The organism is Microbacterium sp. TPU 3598, from assembly GCF_002356155.1.
GTDB classification, from domain to species: Bacteria; Actinomycetota; Actinomycetes; order Actinomycetales; family Microbacteriaceae; genus Microbacterium; species Microbacterium maritypicum_A.
The window spans coordinates 2241229-2263847 of sequence record NZ_AP017975.1; the positions used below are offsets into that span (position 1 = coordinate 2241229).

Here is a 22619-nt window from a genome sequence, read left to right on the forward strand (position 1 = left end):
GGCCTTTCAGGAGTCCCAGATCGCCCCGTACGCGGGGACCCCGAGGGCTTCCAGCGCGGAGACGACCCGGCGGGTGGTCGATTGGTTGGAGATGCAGATCACCGCTTCGGCGTCGAACGAGGTGAACTCTTCGAGCGCCAGTGCCACGAGGTCGGGGCGCCCCTGTTCGCTGGTGTTCCAGATCACGGCATCGGGGTGCGAGGCACGGATGGACTCGACGAGATCGTCGCCGTAGGTGGCTTCCGGTTCTCTGGTCGCCCACACGAGCTTCGAGGGCGTGGTGTCGGCGAAGAGGTGCGGCAGGCACGGGCCGATCCCGCTTCCGGTCGCGACCCACACGACGCGCTCGAAGAGCTTGTCCACGTTTCCCACGCCCGCCGTCGGAATCCCTCGTGTCCACACATGCGAGGGCGCGTCGTCGATGAGTCTTCCGGTCCAGTCCCCCGCCCGCGAGATGGTGAGCCGGAAGCCGGTCTCGTCGCGGGTGACGACATTCGCGAACGAGTGCCACTGGCCGAGCGGATGCCGCGCCAGGGTGGTGGACGAACCGGCGAAGGGACGCACGCCGTGATCGAAGTCCGCGAGTGCGACGTGAGACGACGGCGTCGCGATGCGGACGGGCACTTTCCTGAGCCGCAGCCACGGTGCGACGACGCTGAGCACGATGACCAGCAGCAGCCAGAACGACGGCGACGCGGCGAGGACTCGTCCGATCCCCGCAGCGCCGGCGGAGTCGGCGGCATCGGCGGCGAGCGCCACGGTGAGTACGGCGAAGAGGGTGAGAGCGGACCATCCTCCGAAGCGATGGGTCATCTCGAACAAGTCATGGCGGCGTTGGCGGATCGGAGGCAGCGCCGGTACGAGGATTCCGACCAGGCACGCGACGAGGGCGACGGCCACGCTCTTCGAGAACACGGAGAAGGAATCACTGAAGACGACGGTGGCGGCTCCCCCCAGGAACCAGGCCACGGCCGCGACCGCGGATCCGACGTGGATCCCACCGAAGTGGTAGACCTTCGCGAGACGTCGACGGACCGCCAGCGGCGCCGATTTCGGCACGCTCGTCGCGAGCCGGAACAGGAGGTTGATCACGTACTGCTGGCGGATCAACACTGCGGCTGTGAGGTTCACGCCGCTCATGGTGATGAGGAGGGTGGCGACGTCGGCCGGCGGCATCGAGGCCAGGGTCGTGGCGATGATCCCGGCGACGACGGCGTTGATCGCGAGAACCAGCACCACCAGCCTGTTGTAGGGCATCAGTGCAGGACGCGTGAGAAGAAGCCGCCACCCGGTGAGCGCCGCGGGGCGCACGTGGGTCTCGGGAGTCACGCTGCTCGCCATGCGTGGCTCCTCAGCACCGTCTGGTCGACCTTGCCGCGCGTCGTCATCGGAAGAGTCGGTTCGAGATGGACGATCTTGGGGACGCAGTAGTACGGCAGCGCTTTGCGCACATGGGCGAGCGCAGCCTCCACGTCGGCGTCCTCCGGAGTCACGAAAGCGACCAGCGCGGTGCGGTCATCGGTGGGGAGGACGGCCGCGTGCTGCACGGAGTCTTCCCGCTCGAGCAGTGCGCTCACGGCGTCGGGTTCGACTCTGAAGCCCCGGATCTTGACCTGGTCGTCCGTGCGTCCGAGGTGCTCGAGATCTCCGTGCGCATTCCATCGGGCGAGGTCGCGGGTGCGGAACATGAGACTGCCGTCGTCGGAGAACGGGTCGAGTCGGTAACGGTCGCGGGTCAGACGCGGGTTTCCCAGGTACCCGGCGGTGACCCCCGCTCCCCCGACCCACATCTCCCCGACCTCGCCGTCGGCGACCGGAGCGCCACCCTCATCCAGGATGTAGGCGGTCGTTCCCGGGATCGGTCGTCCGATCGGCGGATCCGCCTCATCGGGGGTGCACAGATGCATCGTGTTCACGATCGTGATCTCGGTCGGACCGCACGAGTTGTAGAAATCCGTCACGGCAGCCCAGCGGTTGGCGAGGGCACGAGGGCACCGTTCCCCGGCGACGGCGACAGCGGTGAACCGGCCCAGCCGTCGCGGGTCGTGCGGGGTGAGGATCGACGGGGTCGCGATCACGACGTCTGCGGCACGCAGAGCCTCGGCGAAGTCCCGTCCGCGGATGTGCAGCGTGGCACCGTGGGTGAGCGCGCCGAGGATCTCCCAGACCGCCATGTCGAAAGCGATGTTGAGGATCTGGGCGACCACGGTCCCGGGCTTCATGCCGAGCGCTCCGGGCCCTCCGAACAGGAAGTTCTCGAGGTTGCGGTGGGTCACCCGCACGCCGTTGGGCGTACCCGTCGTTCCGGACGTGAAGATGATCACGCATTCATCTCCGGCGCGTGGCGCGACGGTCTCCTGCGAAGAGGCATCCGCGTCCGCGGTGCGGGCGCGCTCGATCGGCACGACCAGGATGCCCGTCGCCGACGTCACGCGGTCCGCGAACCGCGCCTGGGTGAGCACGACACGCATGCCCGTCACGGCGACCACATGCGCCATATGGACCTCGGTGGCGATTCGCGGATCCACGGGCACGTACGCCGCCCCGAGCCGCAGTGCGGCCACGATGGCGACCACCATCTCGAATCCGCGCTCCACGAAGATCCCGATCCGATCACCTCTCCCGACGCCTCTCCGTCGGAGATCCGCCGCCAGCATGCCGGACAGCTGATCGAGCTCTCCGTATGTCAGCTCCCGCCCTGCGTGCCGGGCCGCGACGGCCAGCGGTTGTTCGCACATCCACCGGCTGAGCATGTCGAGGATCGTGCGGCGGGCGGACGGAGCGGACGGGGATACGACAGGAGGAGCAGGAGCGGACACGGGGAACACCTTTCGTTTCGGTGTGCCCAGTATTTTTCGACCGACCTCCCACGACGGCGGGCAATCATTACAGAGCGTGATCAGTTCCCTGCGTATCCCCTGTCATCGCCGAAGGTCCCCCGGGTGAATTCGCGATGACGCCCGCGTTTCGCGGGTCCAGCACGGTTAGCCTGACCTCGAGCGGGAGCCACCGCGGAGTGGCCTCCTGTCGTCAACGGCTGAGGGTGGTCGACTCAGCCCTGAACAAGGGAACTCACCCATGGCCGAACTGATCGTCATCTCCTTCGACTCCGAGCCCCAGGCGGAAGGGGCCTACGACGAGATCCTGTCGTTGCAGAACGACCTGGTCGTCGAGCTCGCGGGCCTCGCGCTCGTGAAGGTCGACGAGAAGGGCAAGACCAAGGTCGAGTATCCGGGCGCTGCCGGCAACGTCGGTGTCGGAGCCGCAGGCGGTGCACTCTTCGGCATGCTCATCGGCCTCCTGTTCTTCGTACCGATCGCCGGACTGCTCTTCGGCGGCCTCTTCGGCGCGCTGTTCGCCGGCCTCGACAAGACCGGCATCGATGCGGAGTTCCGCGACCGGGTGAAGAGCACGGTCTCCGCCGGCAAGTCCGCCGTCGTCGTGTACGCGACGAAGATCACCGAGGACAAGTTCGCCGCCGCACTCGCGCCGTTCCAGGGCACGGTCGTCCAGACCTCCCTCTCCGCCGAGGACGAGAAGGAGCTCATCCACGACCTCGGAGGCGCGCAGTAGTCGATCCACGCGGACGTCGAGCACGGTGGCTGGCTCCGTCCGACCCGCGGTGCTCGGCGTCCAGCTCGCGATACACCCCCATGCACTCGCGATACACCCCATGTATACGAAGAAGGAACTTCCATGACCGCGGAACTGCCCGGATCGATCCTGCCGCTTCCTGACCGTGAGTATCAGGGGCCCGTCGTCTTCGACGCGAAGAAGTCGGAGGCCGACTTCCCTCCCCTCGTCGCCAAGCGCCCGCCCAAGAGCGCGCCGAACGTCCTCGTGATCCTCCTCGACGATGTGGGCTTCGGCGCATCGAGCGCATTCGGCGGCCCGATCCACACCCCCACGGCCGAACGCCTCGCGAACGCCGGGCTGAAGTACACCCGATTCCACACGACCGCGCTGTGCTCCCCCACCCGTGCCGCGCTGCTCTCCGGACGCAACCACCACGCCGTCGGCATGGGCCACATCACCGAGACCGCGACCCCTTCCCCCGGCTACCGTTCCACGCGTCCGAACTCGGCCGTCCCGCTGCCCGAGATCCTTCGCCAGAACGGCTACAACACCGCGCAGTTCGGAAAGTGCCACGAGGTGCCGGTGTGGGAGACCGGCCCGACGGGACCGTTCGACCACTGGCCCGCATTCTCGGGCTTCGAGAGGTTCTACGGTTTCATCGGCGGTGAGACGAACCAATGGACGCCGGCCCTCGTCGACGGAGTCACCGCGGTCGAGCCGCCGACAGACGAGGGTTACCACCTGATGCCCGATCTGGCCGACAAGACCATCGACTACATCCGGCAGCAGAAGAGCCTGACGCCGGACAAGCCGTTCTTCATCTACTTCGCCCCGGGCGCGACGCACGCCCCGCATCACGTTCCGAAGGACTGGATCGCGAAGTACAAGGGGGGCTTCGACCAGGGCTGGGACGCGCAGCGCGAGCAGACCTTCGCGAAGCAGATCGAACTCGGCGTGATCGCACCGGACTCGAAGCTCACCGAACGCCCGGAGGGACTGCCGGCCTGGGACGATGTCCCGGACGAGCAGAAGCCGATCCTCGCGCACCAGATGGAGGTCTATGCGGCGTTCCTGGAGTACGCCGACTTCCACACCGGTCGCGTCATCGACGCGCTCGAGGAGCAGGACATCCTCGACGAGACCCTCGTCTACTACATCATCGGCGACAACGGGGCGAGCGCGGAGGGCGGCATCAACGGTGCCTACATGCTGACGACCGCCTCCAACGGCGGCGGTCAGTTCGAGACCGTCGAGTTCTGGAACGAGCATCTCGACAAGGTCGGCGGTCCGGAGGCGTACAACCACTACTCCGTGGCGTGGGCGCACGCGATGTGCACGCCCTACCAGTGGACCAAGCAGGTGGCATCGCACTACGGCGGAACGCGCAACGGCACCATCGTCCACTGGCCGAGCGCGATCGAGGGATCCGGCGAGGTCCGGCACCAGTGGCACCACGTGATCGACCTCGCCCCGACCGTCCTGGACGTCGCGGGCCTCGCCGAGCCGCACACGGTGAACGGGGTCACCCAGATTCCGATGCACGGCGTCTCGATGGCCTACAGCTTCAACGCCCCGGACGCCGATGAACGACACGTCACGCAGTATTTCGAGCTGATGGGCAACCGCGGCATCTACCACAAGGGCTGGACGGCGCAGACGAAGCACCGCACTCCGTGGGATGTCGTCTCGAAGGCTCCGGACTTCTCGGCCGACGTGTGGGAGCTGTACGACACCTCGGTCGACTGGACGCAGTCGGACAACCTGGCGTCCACACACCCGGAGAAGCTGGCAGAGATGCAGCAGATGTTCCTGATCGAGGCGGCTCGGCACAACGTGTTCCCGCTCGACGACCGCGCGGCCGAGCGCATGAATCCCGCGATCGCCGGCAGGCCCACGCTCGTCACCGGCGACCGACTGCGGTTGTACCCGGGGATGATCCGCCTGGGAGAGAACGTCGCCCTGAATGTGAAGAACCGTTCGTACTCGGTGACGGCCCAGCTCACGGTGCCCGAGGACGGCGCAGTCGAAGGTGCCATCGTCGCCCAGGGCGGGCGCACCGGCGGGTGGTCGTTCTTCGCAGAAGACGGCAAGCTCGGGTACCACTACAACTACTGCGGGCTGGTCCGCACGACCGTGCTGTCCGACACGACCATCGGCGGTGGCGATCACCTCGTGCGTGCGGAGTTCGCCTACGACGGCGGGGGGATCGGCAAGGGCGGCGAGGTCACGCTGTTCATCGACGGCGCCGCGGCCGGCTCCGGACGCGTGGAACATACGCACCCGCTGTACTTCTCCTTCGACGAGGGCCTGGACACCGGCGAGGACACCGGAATGCCCGCCTACGAGGGATACAAGGAGTGGGGCGGCAAGTTCAGCGGCACGATCGATTGGGCGGAGGTCGCACTCGGCACCGACGATCACAACCACCTGGTCGACCCCGAGGAGCACTTGAACGCCGCGCTGCGGCATCAGTGAGTCGCGAGAACCTTGCGCAGAAAGACCCCGTCCGGCTGGACGGGGTCTTTCCGCGCACGGGAATCAGCGATCGAGGATGGCGCGGGTCGCGACGTCAGGCCGCAGATCGAGGCGACGCAGCAGCTGCGCGTTGAGCGCGACGACGATGGTCGACAGCGACATCAGGATCGCCCCCACCGACATCGGCAGCACGAATCCGATCGGCGCGAGCACGCCGGCCGCGAGCGGCACCGAGAGCAGGTTGTACCCGGCCGCCCACCACAGATTCTGCTTCATCTTCCGATACGCGGCCCGCGAGAGTTCGATGACCGAGAGCACGGAGCGCGGGTCATCGCTTGCGAGGATCACGCCGGCAGAGGCGATGGCGACGTCGGTGCCCGCCCCGATGGCGAGCCCCACGTCTGCCTGCGCCAGCGCGGGTGCGTCGTTGACGCCGTCGCCGACCATCGCCACCTTTCGGCCCTCACGCTGCAGCTCCTGCACCTTCGCGGCTTTGTCCTCGGGGCGCACCCCCGCGAAGAACCGGTCGATCCCCAGGTCGGCGGCGACTGTCTGCGCGACGGCCTCGGCATCACCCGTGATCATGACGACCTGCACACCGAGCGCATGCAGCGCGTCCACGGCTTCGCGGGATTCCGGACGTACCTCGTCGGCGAGCTTCAGCGCTCCGATCACTCGGCCGTCCTGGACGACGTGGAGGATGATCGCGCCGTCCTCCCGCCACTGCTCGGCGACGGCGAGCTCGTCCGCCTGCTCCTCCGTGAGCAGGTGCGGGCCGCCGACGCGCACGGTCGATCCCTCGACGGTAGCCGTGACCCCGACAGCAGGCGACGACGTGAAGTCGCGGCTCTGCGGCACCGACAGGCTCCTGTCGGTGCCGGCGCGGACGATCGCCTTCGCGAGCGGGTGCTCGCTGTCGGCTTCCGCAGCGGCGGCGAGCGCCAGCACGCGATCGGCGTCATGCTCGCCGGAGACCGACACCTCCGACACGACGGGCTCGCCCTTGGTGAGGGTTCCGGTCTTGTCGAACAGCACGGTGTCGACGGTTCGCATACTCTCCAGGGCGAGGCGGTCCTTCACGAGGACTCCACCCCGGGCGGCGCGCTCGGTCGCGATCGACACGACGAGCGGGATCGCCAGACCCAGCGCGTGCGGGCAGGCGATCACGAGCACGGTGATCGTGCGGATGACGGCCGCGTCGGGGAATCCGACGAGAGTCCAGACGATCGCGGTGATCGCCGCGGATCCCAGAGCGAACCAGAACAGCCACCCCGCTGCGGTATCCGCGAGGCGCTGAGCTCGCGAAGACGAGCTCTGCGCCTCGGTCACCAGGCGCTGGATGCCGGCGAGGGTGGTGTCGTCTCCGGTCGCGGTGATCTCCACCCGGAGCCCGGAGTCCGTGGCGACGGTGCCGGCGGTGACCTGGTCTCCCGCACCGCGTGCGACCGTGCGGGACTCCCCCGTCACCATCGACTCGTCCATCGACGCGCGTCCGTCGAGGATGCGCCCGTCGGCCGGAACGCTTCCGCCAGGGCGAACGACGACGATGTCACCGACGGCCAGGTCTGCGGGTGAGACGATCACGACCTGACCGTCCTCCACACGCTCGGCCTCATCCGGCAGGAGAGCGGCGAGCGAGTCGAGTGCAGAGGTGGTCTGCGCGAGCGAGCGCATCTCGATCCAATGCCCGAGCAACATGATCACGATGAGGAGGGCCAGCTCCCACCAGAAGTCGAGCTCGTGGTGGAGGATGCCGAGACTCGCCCCCCACGATGCGAAGAAGGCCACGGTGATCGCCAGGCCGATGAGCAGCATCATGCCGGGCTTGCGCCCGCGGATCTCGCTGACGGCGCCCACGAGGAAGGGCTTGCCTCCCCACACGTACATCACGGTTCCCAGCACGGGCGAGACCCACATCAGTCCGGGGAGGTCGGGAAGGGGGTAGCCGAGGATCATCGCGAACATCCCCGACAACGCGACGGTGGGGACGGCAAGCGCGAGCATGATCCAGAACAGCCGCCGGAACTGGCCGACGTGGTCGGCGTGCCCGCCGTGCTCTCCGTGTCCCCCGTGGGCGTCGTGTCCCCCGTGGGCGTCGTGCCCCCCATGAATATGGTCGGAGTCGTTCGACTCCTGGGGCGGGGCGCCGGGTGCGGTGCTGTCGTGGTGCGGAATGCTCATTACCTCTCCTCCTCGGAAAGACGATTCCCGTGCGGGGCCGCGTGTGGCGGCCCCGCACGGGTGAAACGGTCAGGCTGCGGCGACGTACTTCGCCGGGTCGGCGTCGAACGCCGGCCCGCATCCTGCGCAGCAGAAGTAGTAGCGAGTGCCCTCGTAGTCACGGAACAGGCCGGCGGCCTCCGCATCCGCGACGACGACCGCGCTGCCGACCATCACCGGGCACTCTGCCATGGCGCCGGAGGGCGACGCCAGCAGATCCTTTCGACCTTCGGCGGAGACCGCACCGTTGCTGGTGACGCTGCAGCAGGATCCTGCGGGGGAATCGGACATGAGATGCTCCTCTTTCGGTTTCAGTGGGTTCCTGCGGGGACTGCCGGTGTCGCGCGTTCCCGCGCCGCACGGCTCCCTGCCGGAGAGGGGTCCGCCGCCTGGCTCCGGAAGGAACGCAGCCGGAGGCTGTTGCCGACCACGAAGACGCTGGAGAACGCCATCGCCGCGCCGGCGAGCATGGGGTTGAGCAAGCCGAGCGCTGCGAGCGGGATCGCCGCGACGTTGTAGGCGAAGGCCCAGAACAGGTTGCCCTTGATCGTGCCCAGAGTCCTGCGGGACAGGCGGATGGCGTCCGCGGCACTGCGCAGATCTCCGCGGACCAGTGTGATGTCACTGGCCTCGATCGCGGCGTCGGTCCCTGTGCCCATCGCGAGCCCCAGATCGGCCTGGGCGAGTGCGGCCGCGTCATTCACGCCGTCCCCGACCATCGCGACGACCTTGCCATCGCGCTGCAGCCGTGTGATCACATCGACCTTCTCCTTCGGGAGCACCTCGGCGATGACATCGGTGATGCCGACCTCTGCCGCGATCTGCTCCGCCACCGCCCGGTTGTCGCCGGTGAGGAGAACGGGCGTGAGGCCCAGACTCTTGAGCTGCGAGATGGCCTGCGCACTGGTCGGCTTCACCGTGTCGGCGACGACGAGCACGCCACGCGCCTCGCCGTCCCACCCGACCGCGATGGCGGTCTTGCCCTGACTCTCGGCCTCCGCTTTCGCGGCAGCGAGCTCGGCGGGCAGGTGCAGCGACCACTCGGCCAACAGCGATTCCCGACCCACGAGCACCGCGTGCCCCTCGATCACGCCCTGAACACCCTTGCCTTCGACGTTGACGAAGTCCTCGGGCACCGGGAGTGCGCCGATCTCCTGAGTCGCGGCTTTCGCCACTGCCTGCGCGATGGGGTGCTCCGACGCGTCTTCCACGGCGCCTGCCAGCCGCAGGAGCTCGCGTCGATCGACGCCCTCCGCGGTGTGCACGGCGGTGAGCGTCATCTTGCCGCTCGTCACAGTGCCCGTCTTGTCGAGCACGACCGTGTCGACCTTGCGGGTGGATTCGAGCACCTCGGGTCCTTTGATGAGGATGCCCATCTGCGCTCCGCGTCCCGTCCCCACCAGCAGAGCGGTCGGTGTGGCGAGGCCCAGCGCGCAGGGGCAGGCGATGATGAGCACGGCGACGGCCGCCGTGAAGGCTGCGGAGGCAGGGAACCCGGCTCCCAGCCATGCCCCGAGGGTGGCGAGGGCGATCGCGATGACGATCGGCACGAAGATCCCGGAGACGCGGTCGGCGAGGCGCTGCACCTCGGCCTTCCCCGTCTGCGCGTCCTCGACCAGCTTCGCCATCTGCGCCAGCTGCGTGTCGGAGCCGACACGGGTCGCCCGGATGACCAGGCGGCCACCGGCGTTCACGGTCGCGCCGGTCACGGCGTCCCCTTCACCGACCTCGACCGGCACCGACTCGCCGGTCAGCATCGAGGCATCGACGGCCGAGGTCCCGGACACGATGACCCCGTCCGTGGCGATCTTCTCACCGGGGCGTACGACGAACTCATCGCCCGGCTGGAGGTCGGCCGTGGGAATCCGCTTCTCGATACCGTCGCGGATCACGGCGACGTCCTTGGCTCCGAGTTCGAGCAGCGCACGCAGCGCGGCCCCGGCCTGGCGCTTGGAGCGCTTCTCGAAGTAGCGCCCGGCGAGGATGAACATCGTCACCCCCGCCCCCACCTCGAGGTAGATGTTCGCGGCGCCGTCACTCGGAGCCACGGTCAGCTCGAACGGGTGCGTCATCCCGGGGACTCCTGCAGTCCCGAAGAACAGGGCGTAGAGCGACCACAGCAATGCGGCGATGGTCCCCATCGAGATCAGGGTGTCCATGGTCGCTGCGCCGTGGCGCAGGTTCGTCCACGCCGCCTTGTGGAACGGCCACGCCGCCCACACGATGACGGGACCGGCGAGCGCGAGCGAGAGCCACTGCCAGTACATGAACTGGAGCGCCGGGATCATCGCCATCGCGATGACCGGAACCGTCAGGACGATCGAGGCGATGAGCCGGTGCTTGAGACTCGTGAGTTCGGCATCGGGGGCATCGCCCGCATCGTCCTGACGCGTCTCGGCTTCGGGCGCAGGAAGGGCCGCGGTATATCCGGTCTTCTCCACCTCCGCGATGAGCAGAGCAGGATCGAAGCCGGCCGGGGCGATCACCTTGGCCTTCTCCGTGGCATAGTTCACGGTCGCCGTGACGCCGTCGATCCGATTCAGCTTCTTCTCGATCCGCATCGCGCACGATGCGCAGGTCATGCCGCCGATCTCCAGCTCCACGCTGGCCGGTGCGGCCGCGGACTGCGTGTCCGTCATGATGATCTCCTCGATACTTGCGCTCCGCGTCCGAGGACGCGGAAAGAGTGGGGTGGTGCGGTTCAGTGCCCGCCGTGGTCGTCGCCCGTGTCGTTCGACGACAGGTCGGCGGGAACCGCATCGAGGACGAACGGCGCGGTGTGGACCTTCCCGTCGACCTGGAAGTCGAGGTAGAGCAGGTACCTGCCGGCGGTCGGAGCCTGCGCGGTGAAGACCACCTCGGGACCGGCGACCTCACCCGGTTCGGGCTCATCTCCGTGCGCGTGCACGTGCAGGTAGGCCAGGTCTCCGTCACGGAGTGCGACCAGATGCCCGAACGCACCCAGATAGGGCTCGAGCGCGGTGACGGGTACCCCGTCCCGAGCGATCTCGACCGTCAACTCGCTCCCGGCACCGGCGACGAGGTCACCACTGATCGACACGTCGAATCCATCGACGGTGGCGGTGGACCGCGTCTCGGCCGGAGGCTGCGGCGTGAAGGGCCCGCCCACATCGACGGTCCGTGAGAGCGTCACCCCGGGCCCGTCCGATGCGGTGAAGTCGGCGTACACACGGTACGTACCCGCAGCCTCCCAGGTCCATGGCAGCGACCAGGCCCCCGTCCCGACATCGAGCACGGGATGCACATGCCGATATCGGCTGCCGTCACTGCGCACCACGATCAGGTGAAGCTGCTTGCCGTGGGCCGTCTCGTACGAGGTGACCGGCTCGCCCTCGGGCCCTCGCACCACGAAGGAGAGCTCCCCCGCGGTCCCGGTCTCCCCCGGGGCCGAGATCGCGCCGATGGTGTATCCGGATGCGGCGATCATCACTCCACTCACGTCTGTCCCCTGCTCTTTCCCGTTATCCGTGTTCTGCGTGGCGGGTTCCGCCGACTGCTCATCGTGGCCGGCTCCCCCGCGCTCCATCCAGGAGGCCGCAGCGCTGTCGGGAACGACGGCGCCGGCCACCGCGAACGCGACCCCGAAGACCACCACGAGACCCGCGCCGTAGAGGCCGAGACGGCCTGCGGTGTTCATCAGGCGGGTACTGCCTGGTAACCCGCCTCGTCGACCGCCGCGAGGATCGCCGCGTCGTCGAGGGGCTCTGCGCTCGTCACGACGAGCCTGCCGGTCTGAGCGCTGATGTCGATCGCATCGACACCGGGAATCTGGCCGACTTCGCCGCGGATCGCGACCTCGCAGTGGCCGCAGCTCATTCCGCTCACCTGGTACTCGCTCGTGTTCATGAGGGTTCCTTTCTCGATTCAGCATACCCGGGTGGGGTACTCCTTCGCGTCAACCTTATACCCTCCCAGGGTATTCCGATCACGCGGTGATCTCCGTGTCGACCGCGCGGACCATCGCCCCGGCGGGGTGATGTCGGCCTGTCGAGAACCGCGGGACGATGCCACGCTGATGCTTCCGCCGGCATTCGAAGAGACGCGAGGATCGCACATGACCGCTCACCCTTCCCTCCCCTCCTGGCGCGACACCCGCACACGCCGAGACATCGAGGCTTTCGTCGCCTCCGTGACATCGGGGCCAGACGCCGTTCCCGTCGAGGAGCGCATCGCGGTGTTCGACAACGACGGGACCCTGTGGTCGGAGAAGCCGATGATCACACAGCTGCACTTCGTCGTGGAGCAGTGGCGTGCGGCTGCGGAGCGGGCACCTGAGCTCGCCGAGAGGCAGCCGTATCTCGCAGCCGTGAGCGGCGACTTCGCGTGGCTGGGAGCGGCGATCGACAAGCACTACGGTGGTGACGACTCCGACCTCGGGATCATCATCCAGGCGCTGGTCGGGCTCACGGATGGGATGAGCGTGGAGGAATACGCGGCGTCGGTGGCGGAGTTCTACCGCACCGCGCAGCATCCGACGTTGCAGCGCCCCTACGCCGAGACCGTGTTTCAGCCGATGGTCGAGTTGCTCAGGTTTCTGGAGCACCACGGCTTCACCTGCTACATCGTCTCGGGAGGTGAGCGTGACTTCATGCGTCCGATGACGCAGGCCAACTACGGGATCCCCCCGGAGCGCGTGGTCGGGTCGGCCTTCGGTCTCGCGTGGGACGATGCCGAGGCGACCGTGCGGTACTCGTCCTCCTTGGCCTTCTTCGACGACGGCCCCGAGAAGCCGATCCGCATCTGGACCCGCATCGGCCGGCGCCCCCTGTTCGTGGGGGGCAACTCCAACGGTGACACGGCGATGATGGACTTCGCACGCCGAGGACCCCGGCCGGGTTTCGCACTCCTCGTCCACCACGACGACCCGTCACGCGGCGACATCCCCTACGACGCGGGCGCCGAGAAGGCCCTCGCGGATGCTGCGGACAAGGGCTACACCGTCGTGAGCGTCAGAGACGACTGGGAGAAGGTGTTTCCGGACTCCGCGCGCGCGTGAGATGCCGTGGAGAACGCCCGTCGGAGACTCACCGTCGGGCGTTCTCCGCGTCGGCCGGTTCCGTTTCCTCCGTCTCTTCGACCAGTGGCTCTTCCCTCGGGGAAACGATCGCTGCGCCCGGGGGTCGCCTGAGCAGCTCGACCACGATGGCGAAGACGAGCAGTCCGACGGTCACCCCGAACACCGCACCGAACGAGACCGGTCTCGACGCCATGAGGATGAGGAGCGCGAGCACCAACCCGACCAGAAGGATCGGACCGTGGAAGCGATCGACCGCGAGGCCGAATCGTCCGGTCGACAGGCCTCGTCGTTCCCAGGTGCTCCGGACCGCCGTGAAGCCGCTCTCAAGGATTCCGCGTGTCACCACGGCGCTGCGGCTCGATCCGGCCAGCCACGCCCACACGGCGACGAGCACTCCGACCAGGGCCAGTGCCACGATCGTCGAGCTCAGCAGCGACGTGACTTCGTCGAACAGCGACTGCGCGGCCGCCGCCGTCATGATCGACGGGCTCACGGCGCCGATGAAGAACGTTCTTCCGATGCCCATCCCCGCCGACAGGAGCAGGAACGCGACGGCGAATCCCGCGCTGGTCCAGAAGAGAGCACGCGCGCGGTTCCTCGCGAGGAGGATGCCGACGACGACGAGACCGAGAACGACCCATGGCAGCCAGAATCCGGCGGCCACCGCGACCTGATAGATCGTGCGCACCAGGACGAGGGCATCCGCCTGGGCGATGGGAACCGATCGGTCGATCTCCGGGATGAGGTCGGCGAACCCGACACCGCGCTCCGTCAGCACCGCCTTGACGCGGTCGACGACCTGACCCAGGTCGATCGAGAGAACCCCGTCGTCTGCGAGCTGCAGGGCGGTGTCAGGGCTGTTCTGCAGGATCGCGACGGCACGTTCATGAGTGATGCGCAGCGTCTGCGCCCAGATGTCGGCGAACTGGTCCGATGCCACGACGTCATGGATGACACCGTCGACGAGGGAGGTCAGCCCACTGGCCGCTGGAGCCTCCAGCAACGACAGGGCGGAGGAGGCACGGGGCGGAAGGTCGAGTTCACGGATCCCGTCGAACACCTCGCCGACGATCGCATCGAAGTCCACCTGCTCGTGGATCGCCGAGCTGACCTGATCCGCGACGAAGTCCTGCACGTCCGGGTCTTCGGCCAGAGGTGCGAACGTCGCGACGAACTGATCGGCATCGACGAGCTGCAGGCGCGCCCAGGTCCCCATCGCGGCGATCGGTGCCATCAGCACCGCAAGAGCCAGCACGATTCCCGCGACGATGCTTCTGGCCACCGGACGCCGACGGGGCTTCTTGAGTGTCTCGTTCTCCTGTTCGAGAAGAAGGACACGCGCTCGCAGATCGTCCAGTTCGCTCATTCGTCCTTCTCGTTTCGGCCATCCCGCAGACGACGAATCATCGGTGTGTTCAGCTCAGGAGCTTCTGCTTCGCTGCGGCGAACTCAGCCTCGGAGAGGACGCCGGAGTCCTTGAGGGACGCGAGCTGCTGCAGTTTCGCGATCAGGTCGTCCCCCTGTGCGGGCGCGGCCGGAGGCGGAGACGAGTACTGCGATGCGGCGTTCTGAGCCGCGGCGTCGATCTGCGCCTGCTGCTGCGCGGCTTCATACTGCTGCTGCTCGTACTCTCCCTGGGCACGCTCCTGCTGATGCCGCGACATGGCGCCGCCGACAGCCGATGCGGTCCCGGCCACCACTGCCGTCCGGGCGGCGAGGCCGATCAGTCCGGGGCGACCGAATCTTCTCAAGGGCATGTCATTCACCTTCCTGATCGAGGATGTCCATCATGGCGTTCACCACGGGCGCCGGAACACGCTCGGTGCGCAGCACCTGTCCGCCCGCCGCGGCGAGATTCTGTGCGAGCGTGCGAGCGAACGCGAGTTCCAGGACGACCAGGGCAGCCGACTGTCCCGGGGCGAGCGCGCCCGCCAACGACTCGACGTCCTCTTCGCCCGCAAGACCCGCCGCGATCGGCTCGAAGTCGCCGAGGTCCAGGACTCCGTCGTCGTCGTCGAGCTCGACGATCTCGACCTTCCCGGTCTCCGACTTCGCGAGCACGACGAAGTCCAACAGGCGCACGATCCCGCTGTCGACGAGGTCGGTCAACGCGCGGAATGTCGCGGGGTCCGGGTGGGTTCCTTCGAACCCGACGAGATAGAACTCGGCGGGACCGAAACGGAAGTCATTCATGGATGGTCCTCTCTCACGGGGCACACGGCCACGACTGTGCACCATGGTCGCATCGCCGCGCCCGGCGCGGGCCGCTCTCTCACCCCGAGCGGATGAGACCCTCACCCCCGCCGGTCGTGCGGGGTCGCCCGATCAGGGTGAGCGACTCCCCCGCGCGACGATGCGTCCTGTCACGATCGCCGTACGCAGTCACTCGACGAAAGAGGTGCGACATGTCCATCTGGGACAGTTTCTGGGACATCATCTGGTGGTTCTTCTGGGTATTCGTGTTCGTCTCCTACCTGATGGTGCTCTTCAACATCGTCGCCGACCTGTTCCGCGACCACACGCTCAACGGCTGGTGGAAGGCCGTGTGGATCATCTTCCTCATCTTCGTCCCCTTCCTCACGGCGCTCGTCTACCTGATCGCGCGCGGCAGAGGCATGGGCGAGCGGAGTGTCTCCGCCTACAGGGACCAGCAGCAGGCAGCCGACTCCTACATCCGCAGCGTCGCCGGCTCCAGCCCGAGCGACGAGATCGACAAGGCATCGAAGCTGCTCGCCGCGGGGACCATCACCCCCGACGAGTTCGCGGCCATCAAGACCCGCGCTCTGAGCTGAGGCCGTGGTCGAGGTGGTCGATGTGACGACTCTGCAGGCGCTCGGCGACGTCGAGTTCGTCGCCGTGCACCTCGAGGGCGACCGCCTCGGCCCGAACGTCCTCGAGGCCCTGCTGCGACAGGTGGAGGCCGGCGCCATCCGCCTCCTCGACTTCCTGATGATCGAGCGGCTCGGCCTCGAGGAGCACCGGATCGTCGAGGTCGACCGTGACGAGTTCGCACTCGCCGGCCTCGCCCTCGAGACTCCCGGTCTCATCGGCGAGGACGACGCTCGTCACTTCGCGGCGACGGTTCCCCTCGGCGCACTCGCGGCGCTCATCCTGGTGGAGCCGATCTGGCTCGAGCGGTTCGCCCGTGACGTCGACCACCGAGAGGACCGCATCCTCGCGACCCAGCCGATACCGGCGTCGATCGCGAACACGATCCTCTCGTCGGCACTGCACCAGGTGTGAGGCTTCCTGCGGGGCCGCCGTCGACGTCAGACGGTGGTCCGCACGGCCTCACGTCGCGACGACACCCCGAGTTTGCGGTAGATCGCTCGCTGGTGGGTCTTCACGGTGTTGATCGACACCGCCAGCTCCCGCGCAATCTCCTGCAGCGTACGCGCCGTCTGGAGCTGCTGGAACACATCACGCTCGCGTTCCGAGAGCGCGTCCACGAGCGACCCGGCCGTATCCGTGGCGAGACACCTGCCGATGAAGTCCTCGAACTGCGTGCCGAAATGCACATGCTCTCCCAACAGCTTGCGCACCGCTGTCTCGCGCGGGCCGAAGGGAAGGCGGATGTTCTCCCCCGCCGCGACGGCGACGGCAGCCTCGCACAGTTCGTGCGCCTCCTCATGGTGCCCGCCATGACGGCGCAGGAGAGCTGCCGTGATGAGCGTCGCCGACTTCACGTACGACACCTCGCTGAATGCCCGCAGGGATCGCAGCATCTCCAATGCCGCCGAGTACTCGCCGGACCGGCGGAACACCCCTGCCAGTGCGACGTTGACGACGGGGAGGTCGGGGCAATGGACATATCTGCGCGCGATCCGCATCGCCCGGTCCTGCCGGCCGACCGCCTCTTCGAGCAGGGCGACCGATGATTCGCGGAACGCCGGCCAGGAGATGCCGTGCACGACCTCCAGCGGGATGTCCTGGATGCCGATCGCCGCGCGACGGCAGGCGGCGACGTCTCCGGTCTCCGCCGCTGCGTAGGCGATCATCATGCGTGCCACGCTCGTGAACGAGCGATCGGAGCTGCCGTTGGCGATCACCGTCCCGAACTCGCGGATGGCGTCGACGAGCTCCCCCGACCAGTAGGAGACGAATCCCGCGGCCGCCGCGGCGCTGCCGCCGGCGTAGGTGCTCCAGGGCAGACCGACGTCCTCCTCCTCGTGCACACGGATGAGCGACTGCCGGGCCTCGGTGAGGCGACCCGCCCACGTCTGCCCGAAGGCGAGGTGCCCCGATGCCCGTTTCGCGAGTTCCCGATCCCCGGAGCCCCGTGCCTCCCTGGCCGCCGCGGAGAAGTACTCGAGCGGGATCAGGGGATTGCCGCGATGCCGGATCTCAGTCCATCCCAGCAGGTAGTTGAGCGCGGCGCGGTCGCTCAGCTCCGTCGAATCGTCATCGAGCAGCATCTGCCGCACCTTGGCGCTCGCGCTCGCGACCTCCGCGCGCTCGTCGGCGATGAAGAGTCGGGCGATCTGGAGGACAGCAGGCTCATCGGGGTCGGCCGATCGCGCGATCGATGCCTCCGCACGCCGGAACAACTCGCGCGCCACGCGATGGTCACCGAGCACATCGCTCGCGCAGGCGCGCACGAGCAGCACCTGGGCGTCGTCGGGCGTGCGTCGCAGCATCTCGGTCGCGGTGCGCTCGACCTCGTCCGCCCTCGCCCCGACCACGAGCCCGAGCCAGTGCCGAAGAAGGGTCGAGCGCGCAGCGAGGAAGTCGAACGCCTGGAGCGAATGCGCGATCGACGCCGTCGGATCCGTCGGTTCCAGGGCGGCGGCGGCGCGCCTGTGGCATTCTTTCGCGCGCGCTGCATCCTGGCCCAGGATCTCGGCGCATCGTCGTGCAAAGGCGGCATGCCATCGATAGACGATGCCGTGAGGCCCCTCGAACCGGTCGAGGAACAGACCGAGTCGCACGCAGGTCTCGAGCAGCGTGACGGTGTCGGGGCGCCCGGTGACAGCGGCGGCGAGTTCGGGGGTGAGTTCTCCGCAGACGCTCGCCTCGAGCACGAAGTCCGCGACGTCGGGAGGAAGGCTCCCGAGCACATGCTCCCTCACGTAGCTGCCCAGGAAACTCGAGGCGCTCTGCGCCTGCGCGTCGGGTCTCGCTCCGCCGATCATCATCAGTCTGACGGCGATCGGCCACCCCTGAGTCTCGTCGAGGATCGTCTCGGGTTCGAGGTGGGCCGCGTCCCCCTCGAGCAGCAGTCGAACCTCCTCTCCCGTGAAGCTGAGGGTGTCGACGCCGACGAAGGCCTCCGGGTGCATCAGCCGATGACGGGAGAGCGTCAGCTCGAGCAGGGTCGTCCCCACCAGGACGACGTGCAGACTCTCCGGCGCCTGCTCGGCGAGCATGCCGAGAAGTCCCCTGCGCCATTCCTCGCCCGCGCGCTGCGCATCGTCGACGATCAGGTGCATACGCTCGTCCGAATTTCCCAACGCCCGGCAGATCTCCTGGTACGCCCGGTCCGGATCGTCCAGATCACGGTCGAGATCGAGAGGACGGCCGGAACGCTCGGCGCCGGTGAGCAGCGCGTTCACGACCCCCTGAGTCAACCGGGACGGGTCGGAGTCGAACGTGTGGAGTCCGAGCCACGCGACCCGATCGACACCCGAGGCCCAATCGGCGACCGCGGTCGTCTTCCCGAATCCGCTCGGGGCGCTGATCACCGTCAACTGCGCGTTCACGACGGCCGCCCCTATCGCTGCGCTCACCCGATCACGACGGATCGCGCCGGGCTGGGGAGCCGGTGGCCGGAATCGCACCGTGGGTCCCGGCCTCGTCGAGCGTACGGGGTGCGACATGGCACCAAAGCTAGTGGCGTGCCGGATACCCCTCAAGGGCATCCTCCGGGTGATCTTTAGTCGCCGGTCTTCGCTCCCTCGTCTCGTTTGAGGGCATCAGCGGTGCGGATGAAGAGGATGATCCAGGTGAACACGACGGTCCCGGCCACCAGTTCCACGGCAGTGAGCGTGTAGTAGCCGACGGCGAAGAACACCGCCAGAACCACGATCAGGAGGGTGAAGACGTACCCCAGCAGCAGGAAGGTGCGCGAGACTCCGGGCACCCACCAGCGCATCGCGACGACGAGCACGGCGAACGCGACGACCATTCCCGACGCCACCGCGGTGTGAAGCGCGAAGTGCTCATCGACGGGGAACACGCCGACCATGCCGAGGAAGAGCCCGACGATGATGAGGCAGGTCCGCACCGAGGTCACTCCGCGCGGGTGCGGGGTGGGGATGCCCCTCGTCGCGTAGCGGGCGAGCGTGGTCACGAGGATCCCGGCGACGATCAGAGTGAGGTTGAACGCCCGCGCCGAGAGGTCGTCGGTCATGCCGAGCGCGCTGAGGTTCTCCTGCCACCATTGCGGGTCGCTCGCCGTCAGCATGCTCGCCAGGATCCCGAGGACCAGGAACACCGCGAGGACCGTCGCCAGCAGCTGCAGGTCCAGATGGGTCGCGGAGTAGTAGGTCACGTACGCGGTGAGCCCGCTCGCGGCGCCGGCGAGCATCAGGACGGGCACGGGGTAAACGACGGCTCCGATCAGACCCGCTTCGATGATCGTCGCGGCGAGCGTCCACCCGAGCAGGGCGATGATGGCGTGCGCGAAGGCGAAGGCCGCGATGTCGATGATGTCGAGCACCCCGAGCCGCCTGTGCCTCTCGGGATCGGCGGCGATGACGCGACCCAGCACGAAGACGACGACCGCCGTGACCGCGGATGCCAGTGCCGCGAACTGCCCGAGCGAATCGGGGCCGGAGATGGGCGCCGACCGCAGGCGGAACACCACGAGGGCCACGAGCGCTGCGACGACGAAGGCGAAGATCGAGATCTGGAGACCGATGGCCTCCCGCGCTCGTTCACGGGTCGCGCCGTGCGAGCGGGCTGCTGTGAGGAGATCCGGCGATGGGGGCGTCGTCGACATGCCCTCAGTCTCCGGTGCTGCGGAAGCGCGGACGAACATCGTTCATCCTCAACGGGCGATACCGACCAGCCGTGCTCCGCGCTCACCCCCTCCGGATGAGAGGGATCCTCCGCGGCGAGCGCGCGCGCCGCATCCTGGTCGGATGATGCGCTGGAGCCCCCGATCGAGTGGTCGGCGAACGTGACGCTGGACGCTCTGTTCCCCGATGGGCTCTCGCCGTGGCAGATCGTGCTGGCGGTGCTGTCCATCCTCATCGGTTGGCTGCTCTCCCGCTTCGCCCGGAAAGGCGTGCTCAAGCTGACGACACGGACGCCGGGCATCTCCGACTCGGTCGCGCAGTTGGCGGCACGCTTCACCCAATACGCCCTGCTCCTGGTGGGCATCGGCGTCGGGCTGGCCTTCCTCGGGGCGAACGTGCAGCCGCTCCTGGCCATGACGGCCATCGCCGTGGTCGTCCTGATCCTCGTGCTCCGCGGCGTCGCCGACAATTTCGCGGCCGGGGTGCTCATCCAATCCCGCCAGTCCGTGAAGATCGGGGAGGAGATCGAGATCGACGGCCCCGACGGGCCGATCCGCGGCGTCGTCCAGGAGCTCAACGGACGCGCGGTGCTCCTGGCGACGGTCGACGGCAGGACGGTGCATGTGCCGAACGCCACGCTCCTCACCGGGGTTCTGGTGAACGACTCCCGTCACGGCGCGCGTCGCAGCGCGGTGGACATCCGGGTCGCGAGAGAAGAGGGGATCGCCGTGGATGATGTCATCGCGATCATCTCCCGTGCCGCCGGCGAGGTCGAGGGCGTTCATGCCCGCGAGCATCCCGGCGTGTCGTTCGCCTCGGTCTCTCCGACACGATGGATGCTCATCCTTCGGATCTGGCACCACCCGCTGCACGGATCGGCCGTGGTGTCGGCGACGGTCCGCGGTGTGGCCGAGGCGCTGGAATCCGCCGGGGTGAGAGCGGTCGTCACCCCCCGGCAAGGCCCGGCACCGCTGGTCGCACCGGAGCCGTTCTGAGCTCGTCGACTACGCTGTCCGCGTGACCACCTCGCCTGCGCCGGAGCGCGCCCCCGACCGGATGCTCTCCCCCAGTCTGCGGGTGCTGCTCATGCTCGCGGCCAGCGCGGTGGCTCTGGCCGGCGTCTACTTCGCCCGTGACCTCTTCGGGCCCATCGCGCTGGCGATCGTGATCGTGGTCATCTGCGAGCCCCTCCGTCGCCCTCTCGATCGACGCGGTTGGCCGCAGTGGGCGAGCACGACCGCGGTCATCGCAGTCGCGTATCTGATTCTCCTGATCATGGGAGCACTGCTCTGGCTCGCAGGTACGCAGTTCGCCCGTCTGATCGGCGACCTGGTGTCGGAAGGCGGTCTGGCCACGACCGTCGACGACCTCGTGGCGTGGCTGCAGTCCCTCGGCCTGGACGAGGAGGCCTCGGACGCCGCAGCGTCGGTCCTCGACCCCACCACGCTGCTCGGGCTCGCACGGAGCATCGGGGGAACCGTGGTCAGCGTCGCGACGGCCCTGTTCTTCGTGTGCGCCTACATCATCTTCATGGCGGTGGATGCCGCTCGCTACCGCCAGGCGCCCGCGATCTTCGGCGCGACCAAGGGCGCGGTGATCGCGCGGATCTCGCGTCTCAACACCGGCGTCCGCCGTTACTACATCGTCAACGCGAGCTTCGGCGCGATCGTCGCGATCATCGACGGTCTCGCACTGTGGTGGATGGGCGTTCCGGCTCCGGTCGTCTGGGCGATCCTGGCGTTCGTGACGAACTTCATCCCGAACATCGGCTTCGTCCTCGGCCTCGTCCCTCCGGCGATCCTGGCGTTCGTCGTCGGCGGCTGGCCGCTGCTGCTCGGAGTGGTCGCGGTCTACTGCATCGTCAACGTGGTCCTCCAGGTGCTCGTCCAGCCGAAGTTCGTCAGCGATGCCGTCGATCTCAGTCTGACGCTCAGCTTCTTCTCAGTGATCTTCTGGACCTTCATCATCGGTCCCCTCGGGGCGATCCTGTCGATCCCGCTCACCCTGCTGGCACGGACGCTCGTCTTCGAGGGCGATCCCGACGCGACCTGGCTGCGCTGGCTCTCCGGAGACCGCATCGCGGTTCCCGCGGCGCCGGAGCCGGAGCCGGAGCCGGTCGAGACTGCGCGACGACGTCGCCGACGTCACGCGCCTCGTCGCCGCTGACGGCTCCGCACCTGCCTCTTCCCGCCACGCTGCGCCCGCACGACCTCGCTGAGCCCGCACTCTCCCCGTAAATCACCAGGGGTGAGGTTGCCGTCGAGACGTGGTCCCGAGAACGCTCCCGGTGGGATCGTGGACGCGGGAGCGCTCGACGGGGGCGCCGGCGGATGGAGGCGATGTGCAACGTC

19 protein-coding genes are annotated in these 22619 nt (G+C 68.0%); 7 read left to right on the forward strand and 12 right to left on the reverse strand.

Annotation, left to right across the window (positions count from 1 at the left end):
• Window positions 1–6 precede the first annotated feature (6 nt).
• Both MST3598_RS10675 and MST3598_RS10680 read right to left on the reverse strand, forming a co-directional pair.
• Entirely contained in the window at window positions 7–1341 is a 1335-nt protein-coding gene (locus tag MST3598_RS10675; RefSeq protein ID WP_051670930.1) for a hypothetical protein, read from the reverse strand.
• Complete coding sequence (locus tag MST3598_RS10680; RefSeq protein WP_136053493.1) at window positions 1326–2819, reverse strand: amino acid adenylation domain-containing protein; 1494 nt, start codon at window positions 2817–2819, stop codon at window positions 1326–1328. Before MST3598_RS10680 ends, MST3598_RS10675 begins: the two co-directional genes overlap by 16 nt.
• Before the next feature lie 259 nt (window positions 2820–3078).
• Here MST3598_RS10680 and MST3598_RS10685 point away from each other — a divergent pair, with 259 nt between their 5' ends.
• Window positions 3079–3573: a DUF1269 domain-containing protein gene (locus MST3598_RS10685; protein ID WP_029258438.1), complete on the forward strand. Its 495-nt coding sequence runs from the start codon at window positions 3079–3081 to the stop codon at window positions 3571–3573.
• A 123-nt stretch (window positions 3574–3696) separates the two neighbouring features.
• Complete coding sequence (locus MST3598_RS10690) at window positions 3697–6051, forward strand: arylsulfatase (protein ID WP_029258439.1); 2355 nt, start codon at window positions 3697–3699, stop codon at window positions 6049–6051.
• A gap of 63 nt (window positions 6052–6114) precedes the next feature.
• On the opposite strand, the gene MST3598_RS10695 is transcribed toward MST3598_RS10690, so the two are convergent.
• The 5 genes from MST3598_RS10695 to MST3598_RS10715 form a co-directional block, all read right to left on the reverse strand.
• Window positions 6115–8232, reverse strand: coding sequence for a heavy metal translocating P-type ATPase (locus MST3598_RS10695; protein WP_029258440.1), 2118 nt, complete (start codon window positions 8230–8232; stop codon window positions 6115–6117).
• 69 nt (window positions 8233–8301) lie between these two features.
• The gene (locus MST3598_RS10700) at window positions 8302–8562 is read right to left on the reverse strand and encodes a YHS domain-containing protein (RefSeq protein WP_021198015.1); all 261 of its coding nucleotides are present in this window, start codon (window positions 8560–8562) and stop codon (window positions 8302–8304) included.
• Window positions 8563–8582: 20 nt separating this feature from the next.
• Window positions 8583–10910, reverse strand: a complete 2328-nt coding sequence (locus tag MST3598_RS10705; protein WP_029258441.1) for a heavy metal translocating P-type ATPase — start codon at window positions 10908–10910, stop codon at window positions 8583–8585.
• Between the two features lie 62 nt (window positions 10911–10972).
• Window positions 10973–11929 (reverse strand): hypothetical protein, encoded by a 957-nt coding sequence (locus tag MST3598_RS10710; protein WP_029258442.1) that lies wholly within the window; start codon window positions 11927–11929, stop codon window positions 10973–10975.
• On the reverse strand, window positions 11929–12138 hold the full coding sequence (locus tag MST3598_RS10715) for a heavy-metal-associated domain-containing protein (protein ID WP_029258443.1): 210 nt from the start codon (window positions 12136–12138) through the stop codon (window positions 11929–11931). The genes MST3598_RS10710 and MST3598_RS10715 overlap by 1 nt, the downstream gene beginning before the upstream one ends.
• Window positions 12139–12346: 208 nt before the next feature.
• On the opposite strand from MST3598_RS10715, the gene MST3598_RS10720 reads away from it, so the two are divergent.
• The gene (locus tag MST3598_RS10720; protein ID WP_029258444.1) at window positions 12347–13288 is read left to right on the forward strand and encodes an HAD family hydrolase; all 942 of its coding nucleotides are present in this window, start codon (window positions 12347–12349) and stop codon (window positions 13286–13288) included.
• A 28-nt stretch (window positions 13289–13316) separates the two neighbouring features.
• On the opposite strand, the gene MST3598_RS10725 is transcribed toward MST3598_RS10720, so the two are convergent.
• Genes MST3598_RS10725 through MST3598_RS10735 form a run of 3 tightly spaced genes read right to left on the reverse strand, consistent with a single transcriptional unit; the run spans window position 13317 to window position 15502 of the window.
• Window positions 13317–14675 carry a hypothetical protein gene (locus tag MST3598_RS10725; RefSeq protein ID WP_029258445.1) on the reverse strand — a complete coding sequence of 453 codons (1359 nt, stop codon included), beginning with the start codon at window positions 14673–14675 and terminating at the stop codon, window positions 13317–13319.
• 49 nt (window positions 14676–14724) lie between these two features.
• Window positions 14725–15066, reverse strand: coding sequence for an SHOCT domain-containing protein (locus MST3598_RS10730; RefSeq protein WP_029258446.1), 342 nt, complete (start codon window positions 15064–15066; stop codon window positions 14725–14727).
• 1 nt (window position 15067) lies between these two features.
• Window positions 15068–15502: a DUF6325 family protein gene (locus MST3598_RS10735; RefSeq protein ID WP_029258447.1), complete on the reverse strand. Its 435-nt coding sequence runs from the start codon at window positions 15500–15502 to the stop codon at window positions 15068–15070.
• A gap of 212 nt (window positions 15503–15714) precedes the next feature.
• On the opposite strand from MST3598_RS10735, the gene MST3598_RS10740 reads away from it, so the two are divergent.
• Both MST3598_RS10740 and MST3598_RS10745 read left to right on the forward strand, forming a co-directional pair.
• Complete coding sequence (locus MST3598_RS10740; RefSeq protein WP_029258448.1) at window positions 15715–16101, forward strand: SHOCT domain-containing protein; 387 nt, start codon at window positions 15715–15717, stop codon at window positions 16099–16101.
• 22 nt (window positions 16102–16123) lie between these two features.
• Window positions 16124–16552, forward strand: a complete 429-nt coding sequence (locus MST3598_RS10745) for a DUF6325 family protein (protein ID WP_136023755.1) — start codon at window positions 16124–16126, stop codon at window positions 16550–16552.
• A gap of 26 nt (window positions 16553–16578) precedes the next feature.
• Here MST3598_RS10745 and MST3598_RS10750 read toward each other — a convergent pair whose 3' ends face one another.
• Entirely contained in the window at window positions 16579–19008 is a 2430-nt protein-coding gene (locus MST3598_RS10750; protein ID WP_231924881.1) for a LuxR C-terminal-related transcriptional regulator, read from the reverse strand.
• A gap of 173 nt (window positions 19009–19181) precedes the next feature.
• Window positions 19182–20249: a DUF998 domain-containing protein gene (locus MST3598_RS10755; protein WP_081859735.1), complete on the reverse strand. Its 1068-nt coding sequence runs from the start codon at window positions 20247–20249 to the stop codon at window positions 19182–19184.
• 180 nt (window positions 20250–20429) lie between these two features.
• On the opposite strand from MST3598_RS10755, the gene MST3598_RS10760 reads away from it, so the two are divergent.
• Together MST3598_RS10760 and MST3598_RS10765 are read left to right on the forward strand one after the other, a co-directional pair.
• Window positions 20430–21263 carry a mechanosensitive ion channel family protein gene (locus MST3598_RS10760; protein WP_029258452.1) on the forward strand — a complete coding sequence of 278 codons (834 nt, stop codon included), beginning with the start codon at window positions 20430–20432 and terminating at the stop codon, window positions 21261–21263.
• Between the two features lie 22 nt (window positions 21264–21285).
• Window positions 21286–22434 carry an AI-2E family transporter gene (locus tag MST3598_RS10765; protein WP_231479868.1) on the forward strand — a complete coding sequence of 383 codons (1149 nt, stop codon included), beginning with the start codon at window positions 21286–21288 and terminating at the stop codon, window positions 22432–22434.
• Window positions 22435–22619 lie beyond the last annotated feature (185 nt).

What these genes read in the sequence shown, in the direction of transcription:
- MST3598_RS10675 (WP_051670930.1), bottom strand. Translation starts at nt 1,341, where the DNA reads ATGGCGAGCAGCGTGACTCCCGAGACCCACGTGCGCCCCGCGGCGCTC.
- MST3598_RS10685 (WP_029258438.1), top strand. Translation starts at nt 3,079, where the DNA reads ATGGCCGAACTGATCGTCATCTCCTTCGACTCCGAGCCCCAGGCGGAA.
- MST3598_RS10690 (WP_029258439.1), top strand. Translation starts at nt 3,697, where the DNA reads ATGACCGCGGAACTGCCCGGATCGATCCTGCCGCTTCCTGACCGTGAG.
- MST3598_RS10695 (WP_029258440.1), bottom strand. Translation starts at nt 8,232, where the DNA reads ATGAGCATTCCGCACCACGACAGCACCGCACCCGGCGCCCCGCCCCAG.
- MST3598_RS10700 (WP_021198015.1), bottom strand. Translation starts at nt 8,562, where the DNA reads ATGTCCGATTCCCCCGCAGGATCCTGCTGCAGCGTCACCAGCAACGGT.
- MST3598_RS10705 (WP_029258441.1), bottom strand. Translation starts at nt 10,910, where the DNA reads ATGACGGACACGCAGTCCGCGGCCGCACCGGCCAGCGTGGAGCTGGAG.
- MST3598_RS10710 (WP_029258442.1), bottom strand. Translation starts at nt 11,929, where the DNA reads ATGAACACCGCAGGCCGTCTCGGCCTCTACGGCGCGGGTCTCGTGGTG.
- MST3598_RS10715 (WP_029258443.1), bottom strand. Translation starts at nt 12,138, where the DNA reads ATGAACACGAGCGAGTACCAGGTGAGCGGAATGAGCTGCGGCCACTGC.
- MST3598_RS10720 (WP_029258444.1), top strand. Translation starts at nt 12,347, where the DNA reads ATGACCGCTCACCCTTCCCTCCCCTCCTGGCGCGACACCCGCACACGC.
- MST3598_RS10725 (WP_029258445.1), bottom strand. Translation starts at nt 14,675, where the DNA reads ATGAGCGAACTGGACGATCTGCGAGCGCGTGTCCTTCTTCTCGAACAG.
- MST3598_RS10730 (WP_029258446.1), bottom strand. Translation starts at nt 15,066, where the DNA reads ATGCCCTTGAGAAGATTCGGTCGCCCCGGACTGATCGGCCTCGCCGCC.
- MST3598_RS10735 (WP_029258447.1), bottom strand. Translation starts at nt 15,502, where the DNA reads ATGAATGACTTCCGTTTCGGTCCCGCCGAGTTCTATCTCGTCGGGTTC.
- MST3598_RS10740 (WP_029258448.1), top strand. Translation starts at nt 15,715, where the DNA reads ATGTCCATCTGGGACAGTTTCTGGGACATCATCTGGTGGTTCTTCTGG.
- MST3598_RS10755 (WP_081859735.1), bottom strand. Translation starts at nt 20,249, where the DNA reads ATGTCGACGACGCCCCCATCGCCGGATCTCCTCACAGCAGCCCGCTCG.